General features: G+C 60.6%; 13 protein-coding genes. 2 read left to right on the forward strand and 11 right to left on the reverse strand.

What is annotated here, in order from left to right:
* Window positions 1–124 precede the first annotated feature (124 nt).
* From alaS to WA943_RS08785, 9 genes are all read right to left on the reverse strand, one after another.
* The gene (gene alaS / locus WA943_RS08745) at window positions 125–2800 is read right to left on the reverse strand and encodes an alanine--tRNA ligase (protein WP_424469484.1); all 2676 of its coding nucleotides are present in this window, start codon (window positions 2798–2800) and stop codon (window positions 125–127) included.
* A gap of 222 nt (window positions 2801–3022) precedes the next feature.
* The gene (gene recA, locus WA943_RS08750; RefSeq protein WP_424469485.1) at window positions 3023–4123 is read right to left on the reverse strand and encodes a recombinase RecA; all 1101 of its coding nucleotides are present in this window, start codon (window positions 4121–4123) and stop codon (window positions 3023–3025) included.
* Window positions 4124–4296: 173 nt separating this feature from the next.
* Window positions 4297–6810, reverse strand: coding sequence for an ATP-binding protein (locus tag WA943_RS08755; protein ID WP_424469486.1), 2514 nt, complete (start codon window positions 6808–6810; stop codon window positions 4297–4299).
* A 93-nt stretch (window positions 6811–6903) separates the two neighbouring features.
* Complete coding sequence (gene flhB / locus WA943_RS08760; RefSeq protein WP_424469487.1) at window positions 6904–7983, reverse strand: flagellar biosynthesis protein FlhB; 1080 nt, start codon at window positions 7981–7983, stop codon at window positions 6904–6906.
* A gap of 18 nt (window positions 7984–8001) precedes the next feature.
* Complete coding sequence (gene fliR / locus WA943_RS08765) at window positions 8002–8763, reverse strand: flagellar biosynthetic protein FliR (protein WP_424469488.1); 762 nt, start codon at window positions 8761–8763, stop codon at window positions 8002–8004.
* Window positions 8764–8790: 27 nt separating this feature from the next.
* The gene (gene fliQ, locus WA943_RS08770) at window positions 8791–9054 is read right to left on the reverse strand and encodes a flagellar biosynthesis protein FliQ (protein ID WP_424469489.1); all 264 of its coding nucleotides are present in this window, start codon (window positions 9052–9054) and stop codon (window positions 8791–8793) included.
* Between the two features lie 47 nt (window positions 9055–9101).
* Window positions 9102–9374 (reverse strand): flagellar hook-basal body complex protein FliE, encoded by a 273-nt coding sequence (gene fliE / locus WA943_RS08775; RefSeq protein ID WP_424469490.1) that lies wholly within the window; start codon window positions 9372–9374, stop codon window positions 9102–9104.
* Window positions 9375–9444: 70 nt separating this feature from the next.
* Entirely contained in the window at window positions 9445–9855 is a 411-nt protein-coding gene (flgC, locus tag WA943_RS08780; RefSeq protein WP_424469498.1) for a flagellar basal body rod protein FlgC, read from the reverse strand.
* 24 nt (window positions 9856–9879) lie between these two features.
* The gene (locus tag WA943_RS08785) at window positions 9880–10311 is read right to left on the reverse strand and encodes a flagellar basal body protein (protein ID WP_424469491.1); all 432 of its coding nucleotides are present in this window, start codon (window positions 10309–10311) and stop codon (window positions 9880–9882) included.
* 277 nt (window positions 10312–10588) lie between these two features.
* Between WA943_RS08785 and WA943_RS08790 the strand changes: the two genes are divergently transcribed.
* Together WA943_RS08790 and fliP are read left to right on the forward strand one after the other, a co-directional pair.
* A complete protein-coding gene (locus WA943_RS08790; RefSeq protein WP_424469492.1) occupies window positions 10589–10954 on the forward strand; it encodes a FliO/MopB family protein in 366 nt (121 codons plus the stop codon).
* 14 nt (window positions 10955–10968) lie between these two features.
* Window positions 10969–11715, forward strand: coding sequence for a flagellar type III secretion system pore protein FliP (gene fliP / locus WA943_RS08795; RefSeq protein WP_424469499.1), 747 nt, complete (start codon window positions 10969–10971; stop codon window positions 11713–11715).
* 42 nt (window positions 11716–11757) lie between these two features.
* On the opposite strand, the gene WA943_RS08800 is transcribed toward fliP, so the two are convergent.
* A complete protein-coding gene (locus WA943_RS08800; RefSeq protein WP_424469493.1) occupies window positions 11758–15297 on the reverse strand; it encodes a hypothetical protein in 3540 nt (1179 codons plus the stop codon).
* A 155-nt stretch (window positions 15298–15452) separates the two neighbouring features.
* A partial coding sequence (locus tag WA943_RS08805) for a MotE family protein (protein WP_424469494.1) occupies window positions 15453–16237 on the reverse strand: 785 nt, incomplete at its 5' end.

Below are 16237 nucleotides of genomic sequence, written 5' to 3' on the forward strand. Positions count from 1 at the left end.
CCGGCATGTAATCGGAAAGCCAGTAGCGATCATCAAGCGGCAATGCTTCCGCGACGCCGTGAATGGCGGGATCGCCCGCGCCCTACGCCATGCCACGCTCCCGGTTAACCCGAGACGGCTTGCCTCAGGCGGCAACCGCTGCCAGTGCGGCCTTCACCGCGTCCAGCGCCGCTTCGGCCTTCACGCCATCCGGTCCGCCGGCTTGCGCCATATCGGGCCGTCCGCCGCCGCCTGCCCCACCCATCGCGCCTGAACCGGCCTTGACCAGATCGACCGCATTGAAGCGCGCCGTCAGATCAGCCGTGACGCCAACGGCGATAGCGCCCTTGCCGTCTTCGCTCACTGCAACAAGGGCTACGACGCCGGAGCCGATCTGCTGCTTTGCTTCATCGATGAGCCCGCGAAGGTCTTTCGGGTTCACGCCATTGAGAACGCGCGCAACGATATTGACGCCGCCAATGCTTTGCGCAGGCGTGGCCTCCGCCGATGCAGATCCCCCGCCCATGGCGAGTTTCTTCTTCGCGTCGTTCAACTCGCGCTCAAGACGCTTGCGCTCTTCCATCAGGGAGATAACGCGTTCGGGCAAATCCTCGGCCGCGATTTTAAGCGCACCAGCCGCCTCTTTCACCAACCGGTCCTGCTCAATCAGATAACGCCGCGCGCCCTCGCCCGTCAGCGCTTCGATGCGGCGGACACCCGAGGCGACCGCGCTTTCGCTGACGATCTTGAAAATCGCGATGTCGCCGACGCGGCGCACATGCGTGCCGCCGCAAAGCTCGACCGAATAGGTCTTGCCGTCACCGTCGTCGCCGTCATTCAGACCCATCGAGAGCACGCGCACTTCGTCTCCATATTTCTCGCCGAAAAGCGCGAGAGCACCCGCCTCGATCGCCTCATTGGGCGTCATCAACCGCGTCATCACATCCTGGTTCTGGCGGATGATCCGATTGACGATGTCTTCAACGCGGGAGATTTCCTCTGCCGTCATCGGCTTTGGATGGCTGAAGTCGAAACGCAGACGCTCGGGCGCAACCATCGAGCCCTTCTGCGTGACATGCGGTCCAAGTACGCGGCGCAGCGCCTCATGCAGCAAATGCGTCGCCGAATGATTGGCGCGCGTCGCTGTACGCCGGGCGCTATCGACCTTCATCTCGACAATATCGCCGAGCTTGAGCGAGCCGCGCGCAAGCTTGCCGAAATGCACGACCATGTCGCCGAGCTTCTTCAGCGTGTCTGAAACAGGGAACTCCGCGCCGGTGCCCGAAAAAAGCACACCCGAATCGCCGACCTGACCGCCGGACTCGCCGTAGAAAGGCGTCTGGTTGGTGATGATGGCCGCTTCCTGGCCAGCCTCGGCCTTATCGACCGATGCCCCATCGACAATGATGCCGACAATCTTGCCCTCGGCATTTTCGGTTTCATAACCGAGGAATTCGGTCGCGCCGAGCTTTTCGCGCAGCTCGAACCAGACGGTTTCCGTCGCCTTCTGGCCAGAGCCCGACCACGCCTTGCGCGCATCCGCGCGCTGACGCTCCATCGCAGTATCGAAACCCGCCTGCTCGACCTGAATGCCCTTGGGGCGCAGCGCGTCCTGCGTCAGATCGAGAGGAAAGCCGTAAGTATCGTAGAGACGGAAGGCGACATCGCCGGGGAGCACCTTCGCATCGCCGATCCTGTCGAGCTCTTCATCAAGCAGTTTGAGGCCGCGCACCAGCGTCTCGCGGAAGCGGCGCTCTTCAAGCTTCAGTGTTTCAGTGACAAGCGCCTCGGCGCGGCGAAGCTCGGGATAGGCATCGCCCATCTGTCGCACCAGCGCGGGCACGAGCTTCCACATCAGCGGCTCGGAAACGCCGAGCAACTGCGCGTGGCGCATGGCGCGGCGCATGATACGACGCAGCACATAGCCGCGCCCTTCATTCGACGGCATGACGCCATCGGCAATCAGGAAACAGCTCGCGCGCAAGTGATCGGCGATGACACGATGACTGACGGCATGCGCGCCATCGGGATCAGTGCGCGAAGCTTCAGCGCTTGCCACAATGAGCGCGCGCATGACGTCGGTCGCGTAATTGTCATGCGTGCCCTGAAGCACGGCGGCCATGCGCTCAAGGCCCATGCCCGTGTCGATCGACGGCTTCGGCAACTCGCGGCGATCGCCTTCGGCGATCTGCTCATATTGCATGAAGACGAGATTCCAGATCTCGATGAAACGATCGCCATCCTGATCGGCGCTGCCGGGAGGGCCGCCCGGAATTTTCGGTCCATGATCGAAGAAGATTTCCGAACACGGGCCGCAAGGACCGGTCTCGCCCATCGACCAGAAGTTATCCGCCGTCGGAATGCGAATGATGCGATCGTCCGAAAGTCCGGCAATCTTCTTCCACAGCCCATGCGCCTCGTCATCGTCGATATAGACGGTCGCAAGCAGCCGGTCTTTCGGGAGGCCGAATTCCTTGGTGATCAGCGTCCAGGCAAACTCGATCGCATCGGGCTTGAAATAATCGCCGAAGGAGAAATTGCCGAGCATCTCGAAGAAGGTGTGATGGCGCGCCGTATAGCCGACATTGTCGAGGTCGTTATGCTTGCCGCCCGCGCGCACGCATTTCTGCGCCGAGGTCGCGCGCACATATGGCCGTTTTTCCTGTCCGGTGAAGACATTCTTGAACGGCACCATCCCCGCATTGGTGAACAGCAGCGTCGGGTCGTTGGTCGGCACGAGCGGGCCTGAAGGCACGATCTCGTGTCCGTTCTTCCCGAAGAACTCCAGATACTTGCTGCGGATCTCGTTGAGGCCGGCCATTCCGTCGTCTCGCTTCAAAACACGTCTGCACTTCCGGGACGCATAGCCCTGTTTTTAGATGGGATATGCCCGGAAAAGTTAAAACCGTTCCAGCTTTTACCGTTCGCCCCGCCCCCTGTCTAGGAAGCCATAAGATAGGGCCCAAACGGCAAAACGGCGCCGGTGGGGTCCCCGGCGCCGCGTCTTGCACTTCAGGTAGAGAAACTTGAGAAATCAGTAAGTTCAGGCAGTCGCTTCAATATCGTCATCGTCGCTATCGGGCTCAGGCGAACCCTGAAGAATCTGCTCGGCAATAAGGCCCGCATTGGCGCGAATGGATTTTTCGATCTCCGCGGCCATTTCCGGATTCTCTCTCAGGAACGTCTTGGCATTCTCGCGGCCCTGACCGATGCGCGTGCTGTTATAGGAGAACCAGGAACCGGACTTCTCGACAATGCCCGCCTTGACGCCAAGGTCCACAAGCTCGCCCATCTTCGAGATGCCTTCGCCATACATGATGTCGAATTCAACCTGCTTAAAGGGCGGCGCGACCTTGTTCTTGACCACTTTGACGCGGGTCTGGTTGCCGACAACCTCTTCGCGATCCTTGATCGCGCCGATGCGGCGAATATCGAGACGCACGGAGGCATAGAACTTCAGCGCATTGCCGCCCGTCGTCGTTTCGGGGCTGCCGAACATGACGCCAATCTTCATGCGAATCTGGTTGATGAAAATGACCATCGTGTTCGACTTCGAAATCGAACCCGTGAGCTTGCGCAGCGCCTGGCTCATCAGGCGCGCCTGAAGGCCCGGCAGGCTGTCGCCCATCTCGCCATCAAGCTCGGCCTTGGGCGTCAGCGCCGCGACGCTGTCCACCACCAGAACGTCAACCGCGCCCGAACGCACCAGCGTGTCGCAGATCTCAAGCGCCTGCTCGCCGGTATCGGGCTGGGAAATCAGCAGATCGTCCAGCGCAACGCCGAGCTTGCGGGCATAAATGGGGTCGAGTGCGTGTTCCGCATCGATGAAGGCGCAAACGCCACCCTTCTTCTGGGCTTCTGCAATGGTCTGCAGGGCGAGCGTCGTCTTGCCGGAAGATTCTGGGCCGTAAATTTCGATCACGCGACCGCGCGGCAAGCCGCCGATGCCAAGTGCAATATCAAGGCCGAGAGAACCGGTCGAAATCGACTCGATCTCAACCATCTGCTCGTTCTTGCCGAGCCGCATGATGGAGCCCTTACCGAACGAGCGCTCAATCTGGCTGAGCGCAGCTTCAAGGGCTTTCTGCTTGTCCATATCGCCTTTATCGCCCTTATCTGAAAGCTGTACGACGTTCTTCGACATCCGGTTCCCCTTATTTCATGCTGGCTGTGCCGAGGCAATTAAGCATCAATGTACCGGCTTTGTTCTCTATGACAAGAAAAAACTTAAATATTTGATTTTAAACGACAATTCCAATCATGTTCCACTGACGTTCGTCAAAAGTCGCGCCTGACGCCACCCCGGTCAGGGAATCGCTAACCGGCGTTCATCACTTCCTTGACCGCGGCGGCGAGCTGCTTCAGCGAGAAGGGCTTCGGCAGGAAGTGGAATTCCTGCGTGGGGTCGAGGCTTTTGGCGAAAGCATCCTCCGCATAGCCCGAGACGAAGATGATTTTGACGCCCGGCAAACGGCCCGCCAGTTCCTTGATCAGCGTCGGCCCGTCCATGTTCGGCATGACGACGTCTGAAACGATGAGGTCGATCTGGCCCTTGAAGCTGTCGACAATGGCGAGCGCCGCCTCCCCGCTTTCAGCCTGCAGAACATCATAGCCGCGCGTGGCAAGCGCCCGGGCGGCGAAGGTGCGCACGGCGTCCTCGTCCTCGACCAGCAGGATCGTGCCCTTGCCGGTAAGGTCGGTCGGCTCGGCAGCGGTCGCAGCCGCCACGGCTTCCGCTTCGGCCTTGGCCTCGGCAGGCGTTTCGAAATAGCGCGGCAGATAGATGCGGAAGGTCGTGCCCTTGCCGACCGTCGAATAGGGGAAGATGAAGCCGCCCGTCTGCTTGACGATGCCGTAAACGGTCGAGAGGCCAAGACCCGTGCCCTTGCTCGGATCTTTCGTCGTGTAGAAGGGTTCGAAAATCTTGCTGAGATTTTCCTTCGGAATGCCGCTGCCCGTATCCGCGACTTCGATAAGCAGATAATCGGCGGGCGGCATCAGGGCGTGGTCAAGCGCGCGTGAGTCCTCTTCAGACACATTGGCGGTGCGGATCGTCAGCTTGCCGCCTTCCGGCATCGCGTCTCGCGCATTGACGGCGAGATTCATGATGACCTGTTCAAGTTGGTTCTGATCGACCTTGACCAATCCAAGGTCGCGGCCATGAACGATCTTGAGCTCAACCTTTTCAGTCAGCAGACGCGACAGCAGGTTCTGCAACTCGGCGAGCGCATCGGTGAGCGAGAGAACCTTCGGCCGCAAGGTCTGGCGACGCGAGAAAGCGAGAAGCTGGCGCGTCAGGTTCGCCGCGCGGTTGGCGTTCTGCTTGATCTGCATGACATCGGCAAAAGACGGGTCGCCCGCCTGATGGCGCGCAAGCAACAGATCGCAAAAGCCGATAATGGCGGTCAGCAGATTGTTGAAGTCATGCGCGACGCCGCCAGCAAGCTGGCCGATCGCCTGCATCTTCTGGGATTGCGCAAATTGCAACTCGAGCGACTTCTGCTCCGTCGCATCGATGAGATAGGCAACGGTCGAGCTTGCGCCCTCATCCATATCGACGCGGCTGACATAAAGAAGCCCCACCCGCTCCGAACGATTGACGAGCCGCACCTCGGTCGCCGGGCCGGCAAGCCGCCCGGCACGCGACTTCGCCAGAATGTCCACGACACCGGCGCGATCATCTTCGACCACGAGATCGGCAAGCTTGACGCCGCGCTCCACGCGCTCGCCCACATAGGCGAGAAAGGCGCTGTTGGCATTGTCGATGCGGCCTTCGCTATCCACGGTCGCAATGCCGATCGGCGCATTGTTGAAGAAGCGCGCAAAACGCATCTCGGCATCGCGCGCCGTCTCTTCTGCCTTGTCGCCCGTTGTGCGGTCGAGAACGATGCCCCAATTCGCCAATTCGCGCCCCGGCCCGCCCGGCACCAGCGTTTGCACGATACGAACCGGAAAAATGCGCCCATCCGCACTGCGCAGATCGGCATCGACGATAACCGTGCCCTCGAAATCCGAAGCTCTGGCAAGCCCGCCAATGTCGCCGACCGCAAAATCGGAAAGCGACCCGCGTCCGCCGGGCGAGCGGCCGGATTCAATACCGAGCCATCCGGCAAGCTTCGCATTGACGAAAGAGATCTCACCATTCGGCTTCGTCGCGTAAAAGCCGAAAGGTGTCGCCGATAGAAACGACAACACGCGTTGCCACCCCTGCTCGGCCACTTCGACACGCTCGCGCTCGACAGTGAGGTCGCGCAGCAACCAGACCGCCCCGCCCGCCTGCCCGCTCAGGGGCCGCACGACAACTTTATAGACGCGCTCAAGCACGCCGGGGCGCGGTGCAAACCGGATATCTTCTTCAGAGGCAAATCCCGTCCGCGCGGCCTGAGCCAGCCGGAAGACGGCCTCAGCCAAACTCTCATGCCCCGCCAGCAACCGCTCGAGCGGCACCGGACGATCGGCATTCACCACGCCGAACAGGTTGCGGTAAGCCGCATTGGCAAAAAGCACGGCGCCGCGCCGGTCGGTCACATAGCAAGGATCGGGAAGTGTATCGAGCGCCTCGCCCGCAGCCGCATGAGTGCGCGACAGATCCTGCCCCAGCGTGGAGCTAAGACCGAAAAGCATCACGATGGCCGCGATCAGCACGCCGAGAACAGTCAGCGCGCCGCTTGTGCCGAAGGCCTGGACATTAAAGGCATCCAGCAACGTCGCGCCGATCACGATGGCAATGCTGGCAAGCACGATCGCCCGCCGCCGCGACAAGGGCGATGCCTGTTCCTTCGGTTTTTCTGGCTCAAGGGTGTCCAACAATTCCACCGGCATGTCACTCATCGGCAATGCCCCCAAAGCCGTCCCGCGCCAGCCTCGCCGTCACCCGCTCCGCCCACCGAATGACGTTTTTCGATTGCGATAACGGGAGAATCATCAAGCTCGACTGCGCCGACCGATTTTAGCCTTAAGACGCATGACATAGCCAATGACCTCGGCGACCGCCTTGTAGTGCTCAGGCGGCACTTCCTGATCGAGATCGACCGACGCATGAAGCGCGCGAGCGAGCGGCGGATTGACGATGACCGGCACCCCGCTCTCCTCCGCCAGCCCACGAATGCGCAGAGCCACGGCATCGACGCCTTTGGCAACGCAGACCGGTGCACCCATGCCTTTTTCGTATTTCAGCGCGACGGCATAATGGGTCGGGTTCATGATGACGACACTAGCCTTGGGGACTTCGGCCATCATGCGGCGACGGCCACGCTCGATGCGCAACTGGCGCAGCTTCGCCTTGACCTTCGGGTCGCCTTCCATCTGCTTGTGTTCGTCCTTGATTTCCTGGATCGACATCCGCTGCTTCTTCATCCACTGGAAGCGCTCGAAGAGATAGTCGAGAGCGGCAACCACGGTCATCACCGCGATCACGCCGCCAAACATCTTCAGCGCAAGCGAACGAACGAGCGGCAGCAGCAGCGCGACGTCCCATGTCATCATCATGGGAAGCCGGTCGCGCTCCGGCCAGACAAGCCAGAAAACGACGGCGCCGACGACGGCGAATTTGACGACGCTCTTGAAGAGATTCATCAAGCTCTTCGCGCCGAACAGTCGCTTCAGGCCTTTGACCGGCGACAGCTTCGAAAAGGATGGCTTCATGTTCTTGGCCGTGAACACCGGCGCGTGCTGAACGATATTACCGACGATGGCCGAAATGACGAGCACGCCAAGCGGCATCGCCATGGCGCCGAATACGACCATTCCCACATGCAGGATGACGCCGCGCAAATGATCGCGGTCCATCGGGATATCCTGCGGCGAGGCGAGGAACACCTTCAGCGTGTCCATCATCGTCGTTGCAAGCGAAGGGCCCATAAGGCCGACGGCCATGGCGCCGCCCATCATCACGAACCAGTAATTGATTTCCTGACTCTTGACGACGTCGCCGTCTTCCTGCGCCTTTTCTAGTTTTCGCCCGGTCGGTTCTTCTGTTTTTTCCGAGTCGTTCTGTTCGGACATGGCGCTATTTTTCCTGCGTCACTGAACGAACATCGACATCGTCTGCTCAAAGCCCTGCAGGAACCAAGTCATCATGGCGCCGAGGATCAGGAACAGAAGTGCGAAGCCAAGGCCGATATTGGCGGGCATGGCGATGAAGAAAATCTGGATCTGCGGCATGAGCTTCGAAAGCAGGCCGATCCCGATATAGAAGACGAGGCCGAAGACGACGAAAGGAGCCGAAAGCTGCACGCCGAGCGTGAATGCGCCCGATGTAACCTTCACGGCCATTTGCAGAAAGTCGCCCACCGGCAGAATTTCACCGGGCTTGAAGAGCACGTAACTGTCGCGCATGGCGGCAATCAGCAGGTGATGCATATCGGTCGCGAATATGAGCGTGACGGCAAGCATCGAAAGAAATGTCGCAAGAATGGCGCTTTGCGTGCCTTGCGTCGGATCGACGTTCTGCGCAAAGGCAAGCCCGGTCTGCAGGGCGATGATATTACCGGCGACATGCAACGCGCTCATGATGAGCTTGGCGGACATGCCGACGAAGATGCCGATCAGCACCTCGTAAATGACGGCCATGGCGAGGCCGGGAACGGTCGGCGGGATCGCGGAATAGCTGTCGGAGACCAGCGGAAACATCACGGCGGAAAGAACGAGCGCGAGGAGAAGGCGAACCTGTGCGGGCACCGACACTTCGCCGATGGCGGGCATAAGCATGACCATCGATCCAAGTCGCGAAAAGACGAGCATGAACACGAAGGCGGTTTGCGGTAGCAATTCGATACTGATCATGCGCGCCTCCCTGCCATCTTCCCGGCGTCAGCCCGCGACGATCTTTTGCGCGATGAGGTTCATGTAGCCCTGCATGGCCTGCCCCATGAAAGGCAGAGCCAGAAGCAGGACGACGAAGATGGCAACGATCTTCGGCACGAAAACCAAGGTCATTTCCTGCACCTGCGTCAGCGCCTGCAAAAGCGCGATCACGATGCCGACGACCAGCGCCACAATCATCATAGGCGCGGAAATCTGGAGCATCACATAGATGCTCTGCCGCGCCACATCGACCACTTCAGGTCCGGTCATCTTCGTTCTGTCCCAAAAAATCTATTTGCTGCTGCACGCCTCGCCGATCAGATCGGCATGCGGATAATGTCCTGATAGGCAGCGATAACCTTGTCGCGAACGGCGACGACCGTCTGCAGCGTCGTCTCGGCCTCGGCAACCGCCGTCACCACGTCGACGATGCTTCCATCCTTGCTGGCGGCGGATGCGGCCATCTGGTGTTCGCTCGCCTTGCCGGAGTTGACCGTCTCGTTGACCGCCTTCTGGAGGAAGTCGCCGAAGCTGCCGCTCGCCCCTTCCTTGAGCGAACTTGCCTGCGCCGCGCCTGTTCCCCCGCCCATGCTCGCTGCCTGGGCATATGCATTCAATGCAACTGCTGGAATGGCCATAATGGTCTAACCCCTGAGCCCGTTATTTCTTCAAAATTTCGATGGTCTGCGAGATCATGCGCCGCGAAGCCTGAATGAGATTGAGGTTGGCTTCATAGCTGCGCTGCGCCTCGCGCATATCGACCGCTTCGACAAGGCCGTTGACGTTCGGCGTCTTGACATAGCCATTGGCGTCCGCCGCCGGATGTCCGGGCATATATTTCAACTGAAACTCGGACTGGTCGAGCATGGGCCGCCCAAGCTGCACCGTGTCGGCGCCAATCGTGCGGTCGAGGCGATCCTGAAATGTCGGAATCTTGCGGCGATAGGGATCGGCCCCTGCCGTCTTGCCGGTCGAATCCGCATTGGCGATATTTTCGGCGATGATGCGCATACGGCCGCTCTGGGCTTTCAGGCCCGAGGCGGCAACCATCATCGACTTGACGAGATCCATGGCGCTCATTGTGATTTCCTTCGCTTATCGGCCGAGGGCGATACGAACGAGGCCAAGGCCCTTCGAATAGAGCGTCGTGACCGCCTCGTAATCCATCTGCGTTTGGGCAACCTTGACCATCTGGTCTTCAAGCGTCACCGAGTTACCGTTCGGCGATGTTTCAAAATCCGGCGTCTTGACGATCTGGCCGCCACGCGCACGACCGAAGTCGAGCCCTGCGCCGGAGCCCGCAATCGGACTGCCGATATGACCGGCATTCGTGGCGACGGGCGCGAGCTTGGGTCCGCTCGCATCGACCATCGCGCCGAAATCCAGTTCCTTGAGATCTTTTGCCTCGTATCCGGGCGTATTTGCGTTGGCAACATTCTGCGCAAGCACCTGTTGGCGCTCTGTGAGCCAATGGAGGCGCTGCTTCATCATCGAGAAGATGGGGAGATCGCCGATCGACATGGTCATGTGCCCATTTTGAAGACCTCTGCCCGTCCCTTCTGGGTACTGAGCGGCTGTCTCACGAAGTCAGTTCAGGGCCACGCATTCCTTGGCGGCAGGCTGATATTCGGCAGGCAGGGTTAAGATCATCCTAACGGCGGCAAAATTGACCTAGTGACGTAACAAAGGGCTAACCACCAAAAACGAGCTTTTATGCGGCTCTTAACCGGGCATTAAGCATGACTCGGCAAATTATGCCCCATAGGCGCCCCGTCTTGGGACGCCGCGCGTTTCGGGCACACGCATGGAAGTCACAGAAATTCTACGCTTCATCGCCTCTCTGGCCTTCATCATCGGGCTGATCGGGCTTTGCGCTTACGTCGCCAAACGCCTCGGCCTGGCGACAGGCGGCATCACATCGACAGGCGGCCAGAAGCGTCTCGCCATCGTCGAAGTAAAAGTCGTCGACGCCAAACATCGCCTCGTTCTCATTCGGCGCGACGACCGCGAGCACCTCGTGCTGCTCGGCGGCGAACGGGATTTGCTGATTGAAGCGGGCATTGAAGCGCCGGCTGTCGAGCCCGCAACGGAAGCGACGAATGTGGCACGCGCCACGCCCCCGCTTCAGTTCCAGAAAATAGTCGACTTCATCAAGGAGCGCCGCGCGTGAACCGTACCCTCCACATGATGTTGCGCCGGTTGCCGCTTCTGGCCGGAATCGCAGGCGCATTCGTCGCCTTCGCCATCACCGGCCCTGCCCTTGCCGACACCATCAAGGTCGACCTCGCCGATAATTTCGGCCTGACCGATCACGTCGTCCAGCTCGTCGCGCTGATCACGGTGCTGAGCCTCGCGCCGTCGATCTTCATCATGGTGACGTCGTTCGTCCGCATCGTCGTCGTGCTGTCGCTCCTGCGCACCGCCATCGGCACGCAGCAATCGCCGCCGAACTCCGTGCTGATCAGCCTGGCGCTCTTCCTCACTGCTTTCGTAATGACGCCGACCTTCACCAAGGCCTATCACGACGGCATCGAGCCGCTGATGAACAAGCAGATCGAACTGAGCGAGGCCTTCACGAAAACCGCAGAGCCCTTCAAGGGCTTCATGCTCACGCAAGTCCGCAAGCAGGACCTGAAACTCTTCGTCGATCTTTCGAAGATGCCCAAAGCGCAAGAAGCCAAAGACCTACCGCTTCAGGTTGTCGTGCCGGCCTTCATGCTGAGCGAATTGCGCCGCGCCTTTGAAATCGGCTTCCTGATCTTCCTGCCCTTCGTCGTCATCGACATGGTCGTCGCATCCGTTCTGATGTCGATGGGCATGATGATGCTGCCGCCGGTCACGATCTCGCTACCGTTCAAGCTGATTTTCTTCGTGCTGGTCGATGGCTGGAGCTTGATCGCAGGCAGTCTGGTCCAAAGCTTCGGCACCTGACGAGGCGTATCGTCTGCGGCCTGCCCGATCAGGTCAGGCTGCTCAGTTGACGGCAACCGGCGAGGCGACATTTGCATTGGCCGCCTTTGCCGGAGCGGCAGGCGGTGCATCGTCCGTCTTCAGCGTGGAAACAAAACGCTCTATCATATTGACCGCAGCAATGCGGCTCGCCAACTCGCGAAAGGCAACGCCCGATCTCTCGATCGGATCGCTGACGACGGCAAAGGCGCTCGCATCGGGCGTATGGGCCATGCGGTCGCCAAAGGTAGCGCGCAGACGCGAAAGCCCTTCCTCATCCGTCGCAAATGAATAGGCGATGGCAGCCCGCATCACATCGAAACGCACATTCGCGGGCAGTTCCTTGTCAGGCTTCGCGCTGATATTGCCCTTCTCCGCGAGAGCTTGCGCCGCCTGACCGGCTTCGTCCCAGCGCTGCGCCTCCCACATTACATCGGCCCGAAGCCTTTCGGCCTGCTCTCCGGTCATCTCCGACAGAAGATCGAGAGACAGGTCATATTGCTTGAGCGAGGCCAGCGCGCGCGCTTCGATCAACTGGCGCTGGCGGCCAAGCTCTTCGGGCAACTGGTTCTGCGCCGTCGCACGAATGATCTGCAAGGCTTCATTCGGCTTTTCATCCAGCAGATAAACGCCAGCGAGACGTGCCGCCACCTGCGCCTTGGCGACGCTGCCATAAAGGCGCTGCTCGACCTGATAGCGCAGAAGAACTTCAGCCTGCGCAAGCAAATCGATCGACACCAGCCGTTCAGCGAGATGACGAATAAGCTCGTCCCCCTTCTGCCCGATCGGCGTCAGATCCTGGAAGTTGTAATAAAAGGCAAGCGCCTGCACCGCCGTAAGATTTTTGGCGCCCGGTCCGATGAAATAATCCGCGAAAATATCCGGCATCTGCGCGCCCATCGCTCGCGCATCGTCGCTATCGGGGAAATTGATGGTCGCGACACGCATCGCGCCCAGCGCCTCGACGACATTGCCTTTCGCGAGCTGAAGCTCCGCCAGCTTGGACAGAATACGCCGCTCCAGATCGTCGCCGCGCCAGGCCATGCGCAACCGGTTGAGCTCATCTATCAACTTGTCGTTGCTGAGCTTGCCGGTCTTGTTGAGAAGCACTGCCTTTTCAAATCGCGCGCGAACCGTGGCACCACGATCACCTTCCGCAATCGCCTTATCATAAAGGGCGACGGCCTCGGCTGGCTTGTCGAGAGCGCCGAGCAATTCCGCCTGCAAGACCAGCGACTGCGCGCGTGTGCCCCGATCCGCGATCACGGCAGGCAAATGCGCAAGATATCCGCGGGCACTGGCGACATCCTTCATTGCAAGCGCGGCTTCCGCTGCCTTCAGATGCACTTTTTGAGCGAGAGCCGGATCGAGCGCATCTATCGCCGTATTGCCGAAATTGAAATCCTTGAGCGCCGCATCCATCTGGCCAAGCGACGCCCGCGCCAGACCGCGCCAGACCGCCGCATTCGGGTCCATCTCAAGCGAACTGGTCGAGAGATCGGAAATGGCCTGCGCATGGCGATCCGCCATCACCTCGCCTATTCCGCGCAGCGCACGAAATGCCGGGTCGTTCTCAAGCTTCTTTTCTTCGTTCGAGGCCATATCAAGCTGCGTCAGCGCTTCAGGCCCGATCCCGTTCGCCAGAAGAAATCGAGCATAAGCAACCCGCGCTGCGGCCTGCTCGTCGGCCGTGGCCGCCAGAATGTTCTTCAGATGCTCCTGCCGGTTCACAATGAACCTGCCGCTACCGCGCCATGCCGGAAAATCCGTGGCGGCTGGCGACCTGGCTGCCACACCCCGCACCAACGACGTCGGTGTGCCGTCATTATCGGCGGACAAGGTCAATCCATCATGCCGCGAAATGACGACGGCATCGGGGGCAGCCGCGACATTGAGATCGTCGGCGATCCGCACGATAGCCACGCCTTGCGTCGTCTGCAGCGCCTGAAACTCGACGAAACTGCGCGACGCTTGCACCGACTGGATCGTTCCGCGCGCCGTGGCGACCATCAGAGTGTCGCGAACCAGCGGATCACGAATTTTCAATATGTCGCGCGCGCCTGAAAGATCGAGAGAGACGACGCCCTCGCCGGATTCGCTCCAGCTTCGCGTCAGCGAGATGGAGCGCCCCGTGCTGGTCAACGTATCCGCAAGTGAAATGCGCCATGCCGTACCATCTTCAGCCGCACCGGCAAGCAAGCGAGCCCCCTTCAGAGGAATGGCAAGCGCCGTGCCTTTCTCGACATCCACAACTGTGGGCGCGCCGATTTCTTTCAGCACAGCGGGATCGATGGCGGTGAGATCGAGCGGAGCCTGATGGTCGAAGACGATCCACAAAGTATTCGAGCGCACGAAAACCGCAGCGCCCGTCGCCTCCCTCCAGGGAAACAAAAGATCAAGACGTCCATTCGCGTTCTGCGCTTCAACCTTGAGCGGCGCGCCAACTGCCTCGGCAACCTTGGTTTCCGGCGCCACTTGCGGGGCGACCGGCGTTTTCTCTGCCGCCTGCACCGGCTCGGGTGCAACTTGGGCCTGTTCAGCAGCAGGAGGCGTGATCGACTTCGGGGTGTGCTCGCTCGGCGGTTGCGCTGCAGCCGTTTCTTTCGGCGGCGCCACAGGCTCTTCGGCTTTCGGTGCGGTAGCGGCCGCCTTTTCCGGCTCCACGACTTCGGTCAAGGCTGCTTGCGCTGGTTTCAAATCGAGAACGACACCGAGGTCTTCGCGGAAGTCCGACACAGTGACGCCGGATTTGAGCTTCATGAAAATAGACAGGCGGCCATCGCGTTCACGTGCGCTGATGGTTTGCAGATAGGGCGGCGGATCGACGCGAATAGGAGCGAGTGCCACTTTGGCGCTGCGGTCGAAAGTGATGGTTGCGCTGCCCTCTTGCTGGGCAATCGAATAAAGAACCGGCTGGTTCCAGTCGAAAACGAGACGCGTGATGCCATCATGGCGCCCGACCCGAACGACAAGCGCCGGCGGCGGCGCGGTCGGATCGATGACACCCATTTCCTTGGCGAGCTTTGCTTCAGCAGCCGCTTTCGCCTTCGCTTCGGCGGCGGCGGCGAGGCGCGCAAGCACATCGGCAGGCAGCGGCGGCGGCGCACCGGCCCAGGTCGAGGGCAACAAATCGACGTAAAGCGAATTCTCCGCCTCGCGGACATTCATCCAGTATTCGAATTTGAGGCCAAGCCGGAGCGTCTTTCCGTCGGCATCCTGCCGCGCAAGCCCGACCGTATTGGGCATCTGACGCAGGAACTCGTTGAGGTCGATTGAAAACGGCGCGTCGAATTTGACGACCAGAACACCGGCGACCATCGACTGCGTGTGACGTGGCACGCCACCCGGCCAGGTAAAGACGATGCGGCCATAACCGCCCTGCTCGGAAAGCGCGGTCCCGACCTTGGTCGCCGCATTGGCGGGCAAGGCGCTGATGCCGATGGAAACGACGAGAAAAAATGCTGCGGCCAGCATGCGCACGCAATGCAGCATCCAGCCGTCGACATGGCGCGCAGGCGCCCGCCGTTCCAGATCATGCCGCCCGGCATCGACCACGTTTGTCACTCGCTCAAATCTCTTGCGCGGGGGCGCAAACAGGCGCCACCGCGACGCTTGCCCGATCGCAAGCGGTTTGCCGCTCAAGTCTAGGTGGATGGGGTTAAGAGACGTCTAAGGCCACCGGCGGAAAAGCCGGTCGATCTGCCACGAATGCGCGGTTTTCAGCCCGGCTGGCCGGCCCCGACCGGCGCGGCGGCCTGCGGTGCGGCTGCGGGAGCATTGGCGGCCTTCGGCGCGACAATCTTCCCGTCCGACATTTCGGGCAATTTGTCGCCCGTCGCCAGCTCGACCGTCAGCTCCTGAGCCGCAACCGGGTCCATGACGGCAAGCACAGCCGACATCTTGCGGGGTTGCATGCGCTTGGCGACATCGATCAACACGCCCATGTCGAGCCGCTCGAAAATGCGGGCAGCTTCCTTCGGTTTCATCGTCTCGTACATTTTGACGACATCGGCCATCTGAGCTTCGTTGCGTTTGTCATTCTCGGCGATCTGGCCATTGATCTTCGCCTCGATCGCCTTCAACTCGGCAATACGATCCTCGACGCGCTTTTCCGCAGCCGATAAAAGCTGCTCGCGCAAATCGAGGTCCTTGCCCCGCTTGTCGAGATCTTCGCGCCGCGCCGTGAGGCTGCCAAGAACGGCAATCTCCGCCGGGCTCAATTTCGTCTCGTGCAATTGCTGCGTCTGTGTCGCAAGCGCCGCCTCATTGGCGGCGGCGCTGTCCGCGCCCTTGCCCGCGCCGTGAGAAGCGCCCTCGCCCTCGGGTGCCACATGTTCGCCTTCAGCCGCTTTGGGCGCAGCCGGCGCTTCGGCAGAACTCGCCAGCGCGGGTCCGGCCAGCACATCGCCAAAGCCACCGATGAGGTGGACGACCTTGAGCCCGAGCAGCATCGCGGCAACGAGCATCACAGTCGGCAGAAGACGAAGGCGATCTAGCATTATGC

The organism is Parvibaculum sp. (genome assembly GCF_049651025.1).
Lineage (GTDB): Bacteria > Pseudomonadota > Alphaproteobacteria > Parvibaculales > Parvibaculaceae > Parvibaculum.

Coding starts and splice junctions, on each gene's coding strand:
- fliP (WP_424469499.1), top strand. CDS start 10,969: ATGATGTTGCGCCGGTTGCCGCTTCTGGCCGGAATCGCAGGCGCATTC.
- fliE (WP_424469490.1), bottom strand. CDS start 9,374: ATGGGCGGGGGAACAGGCGCGGCGCAGGCAAGTTCGCTCAAGGAAGGG.
- flgC (WP_424469498.1), bottom strand. CDS start 9,855: ATGGATCTCGTCAAGTCGATGATGGTTGCCGCCTCGGGCCTGAAAGCC.
- WA943_RS08790 (WP_424469492.1), top strand. CDS start 10,589: ATGGAAGTCACAGAAATTCTACGCTTCATCGCCTCTCTGGCCTTCATC.
- alaS (WP_424469484.1), bottom strand. CDS start 2,800: ATGGCCGGCCTCAACGAGATCCGCAGCAAGTATCTGGAGTTCTTCGGG.
- fliR (WP_424469488.1), bottom strand. CDS start 8,763: ATGATCAGTATCGAATTGCTACCGCAAACCGCCTTCGTGTTCATGCTC.
- fliQ (WP_424469489.1), bottom strand. CDS start 9,054: ATGACCGGACCTGAAGTGGTCGATGTGGCGCGGCAGAGCATCTATGTG.
- flhB (WP_424469487.1), bottom strand. CDS start 7,983: ATGTCCGAACAGAACGACTCGGAAAAAACAGAAGAACCGACCGGGCGA.
- recA (WP_424469485.1), bottom strand. CDS start 4,123: ATGTCGAAGAACGTCGTACAGCTTTCAGATAAGGGCGATAAAGGCGAT.
- WA943_RS08755 (WP_424469486.1), bottom strand. CDS start 6,810: ATGAGTGACATGCCGGTGGAATTGTTGGACACCCTTGAGCCAGAAAAA.
- WA943_RS08785 (WP_424469491.1), bottom strand. CDS start 10,311: ATGACCATGTCGATCGGCGATCTCCCCATCTTCTCGATGATGAAGCAG.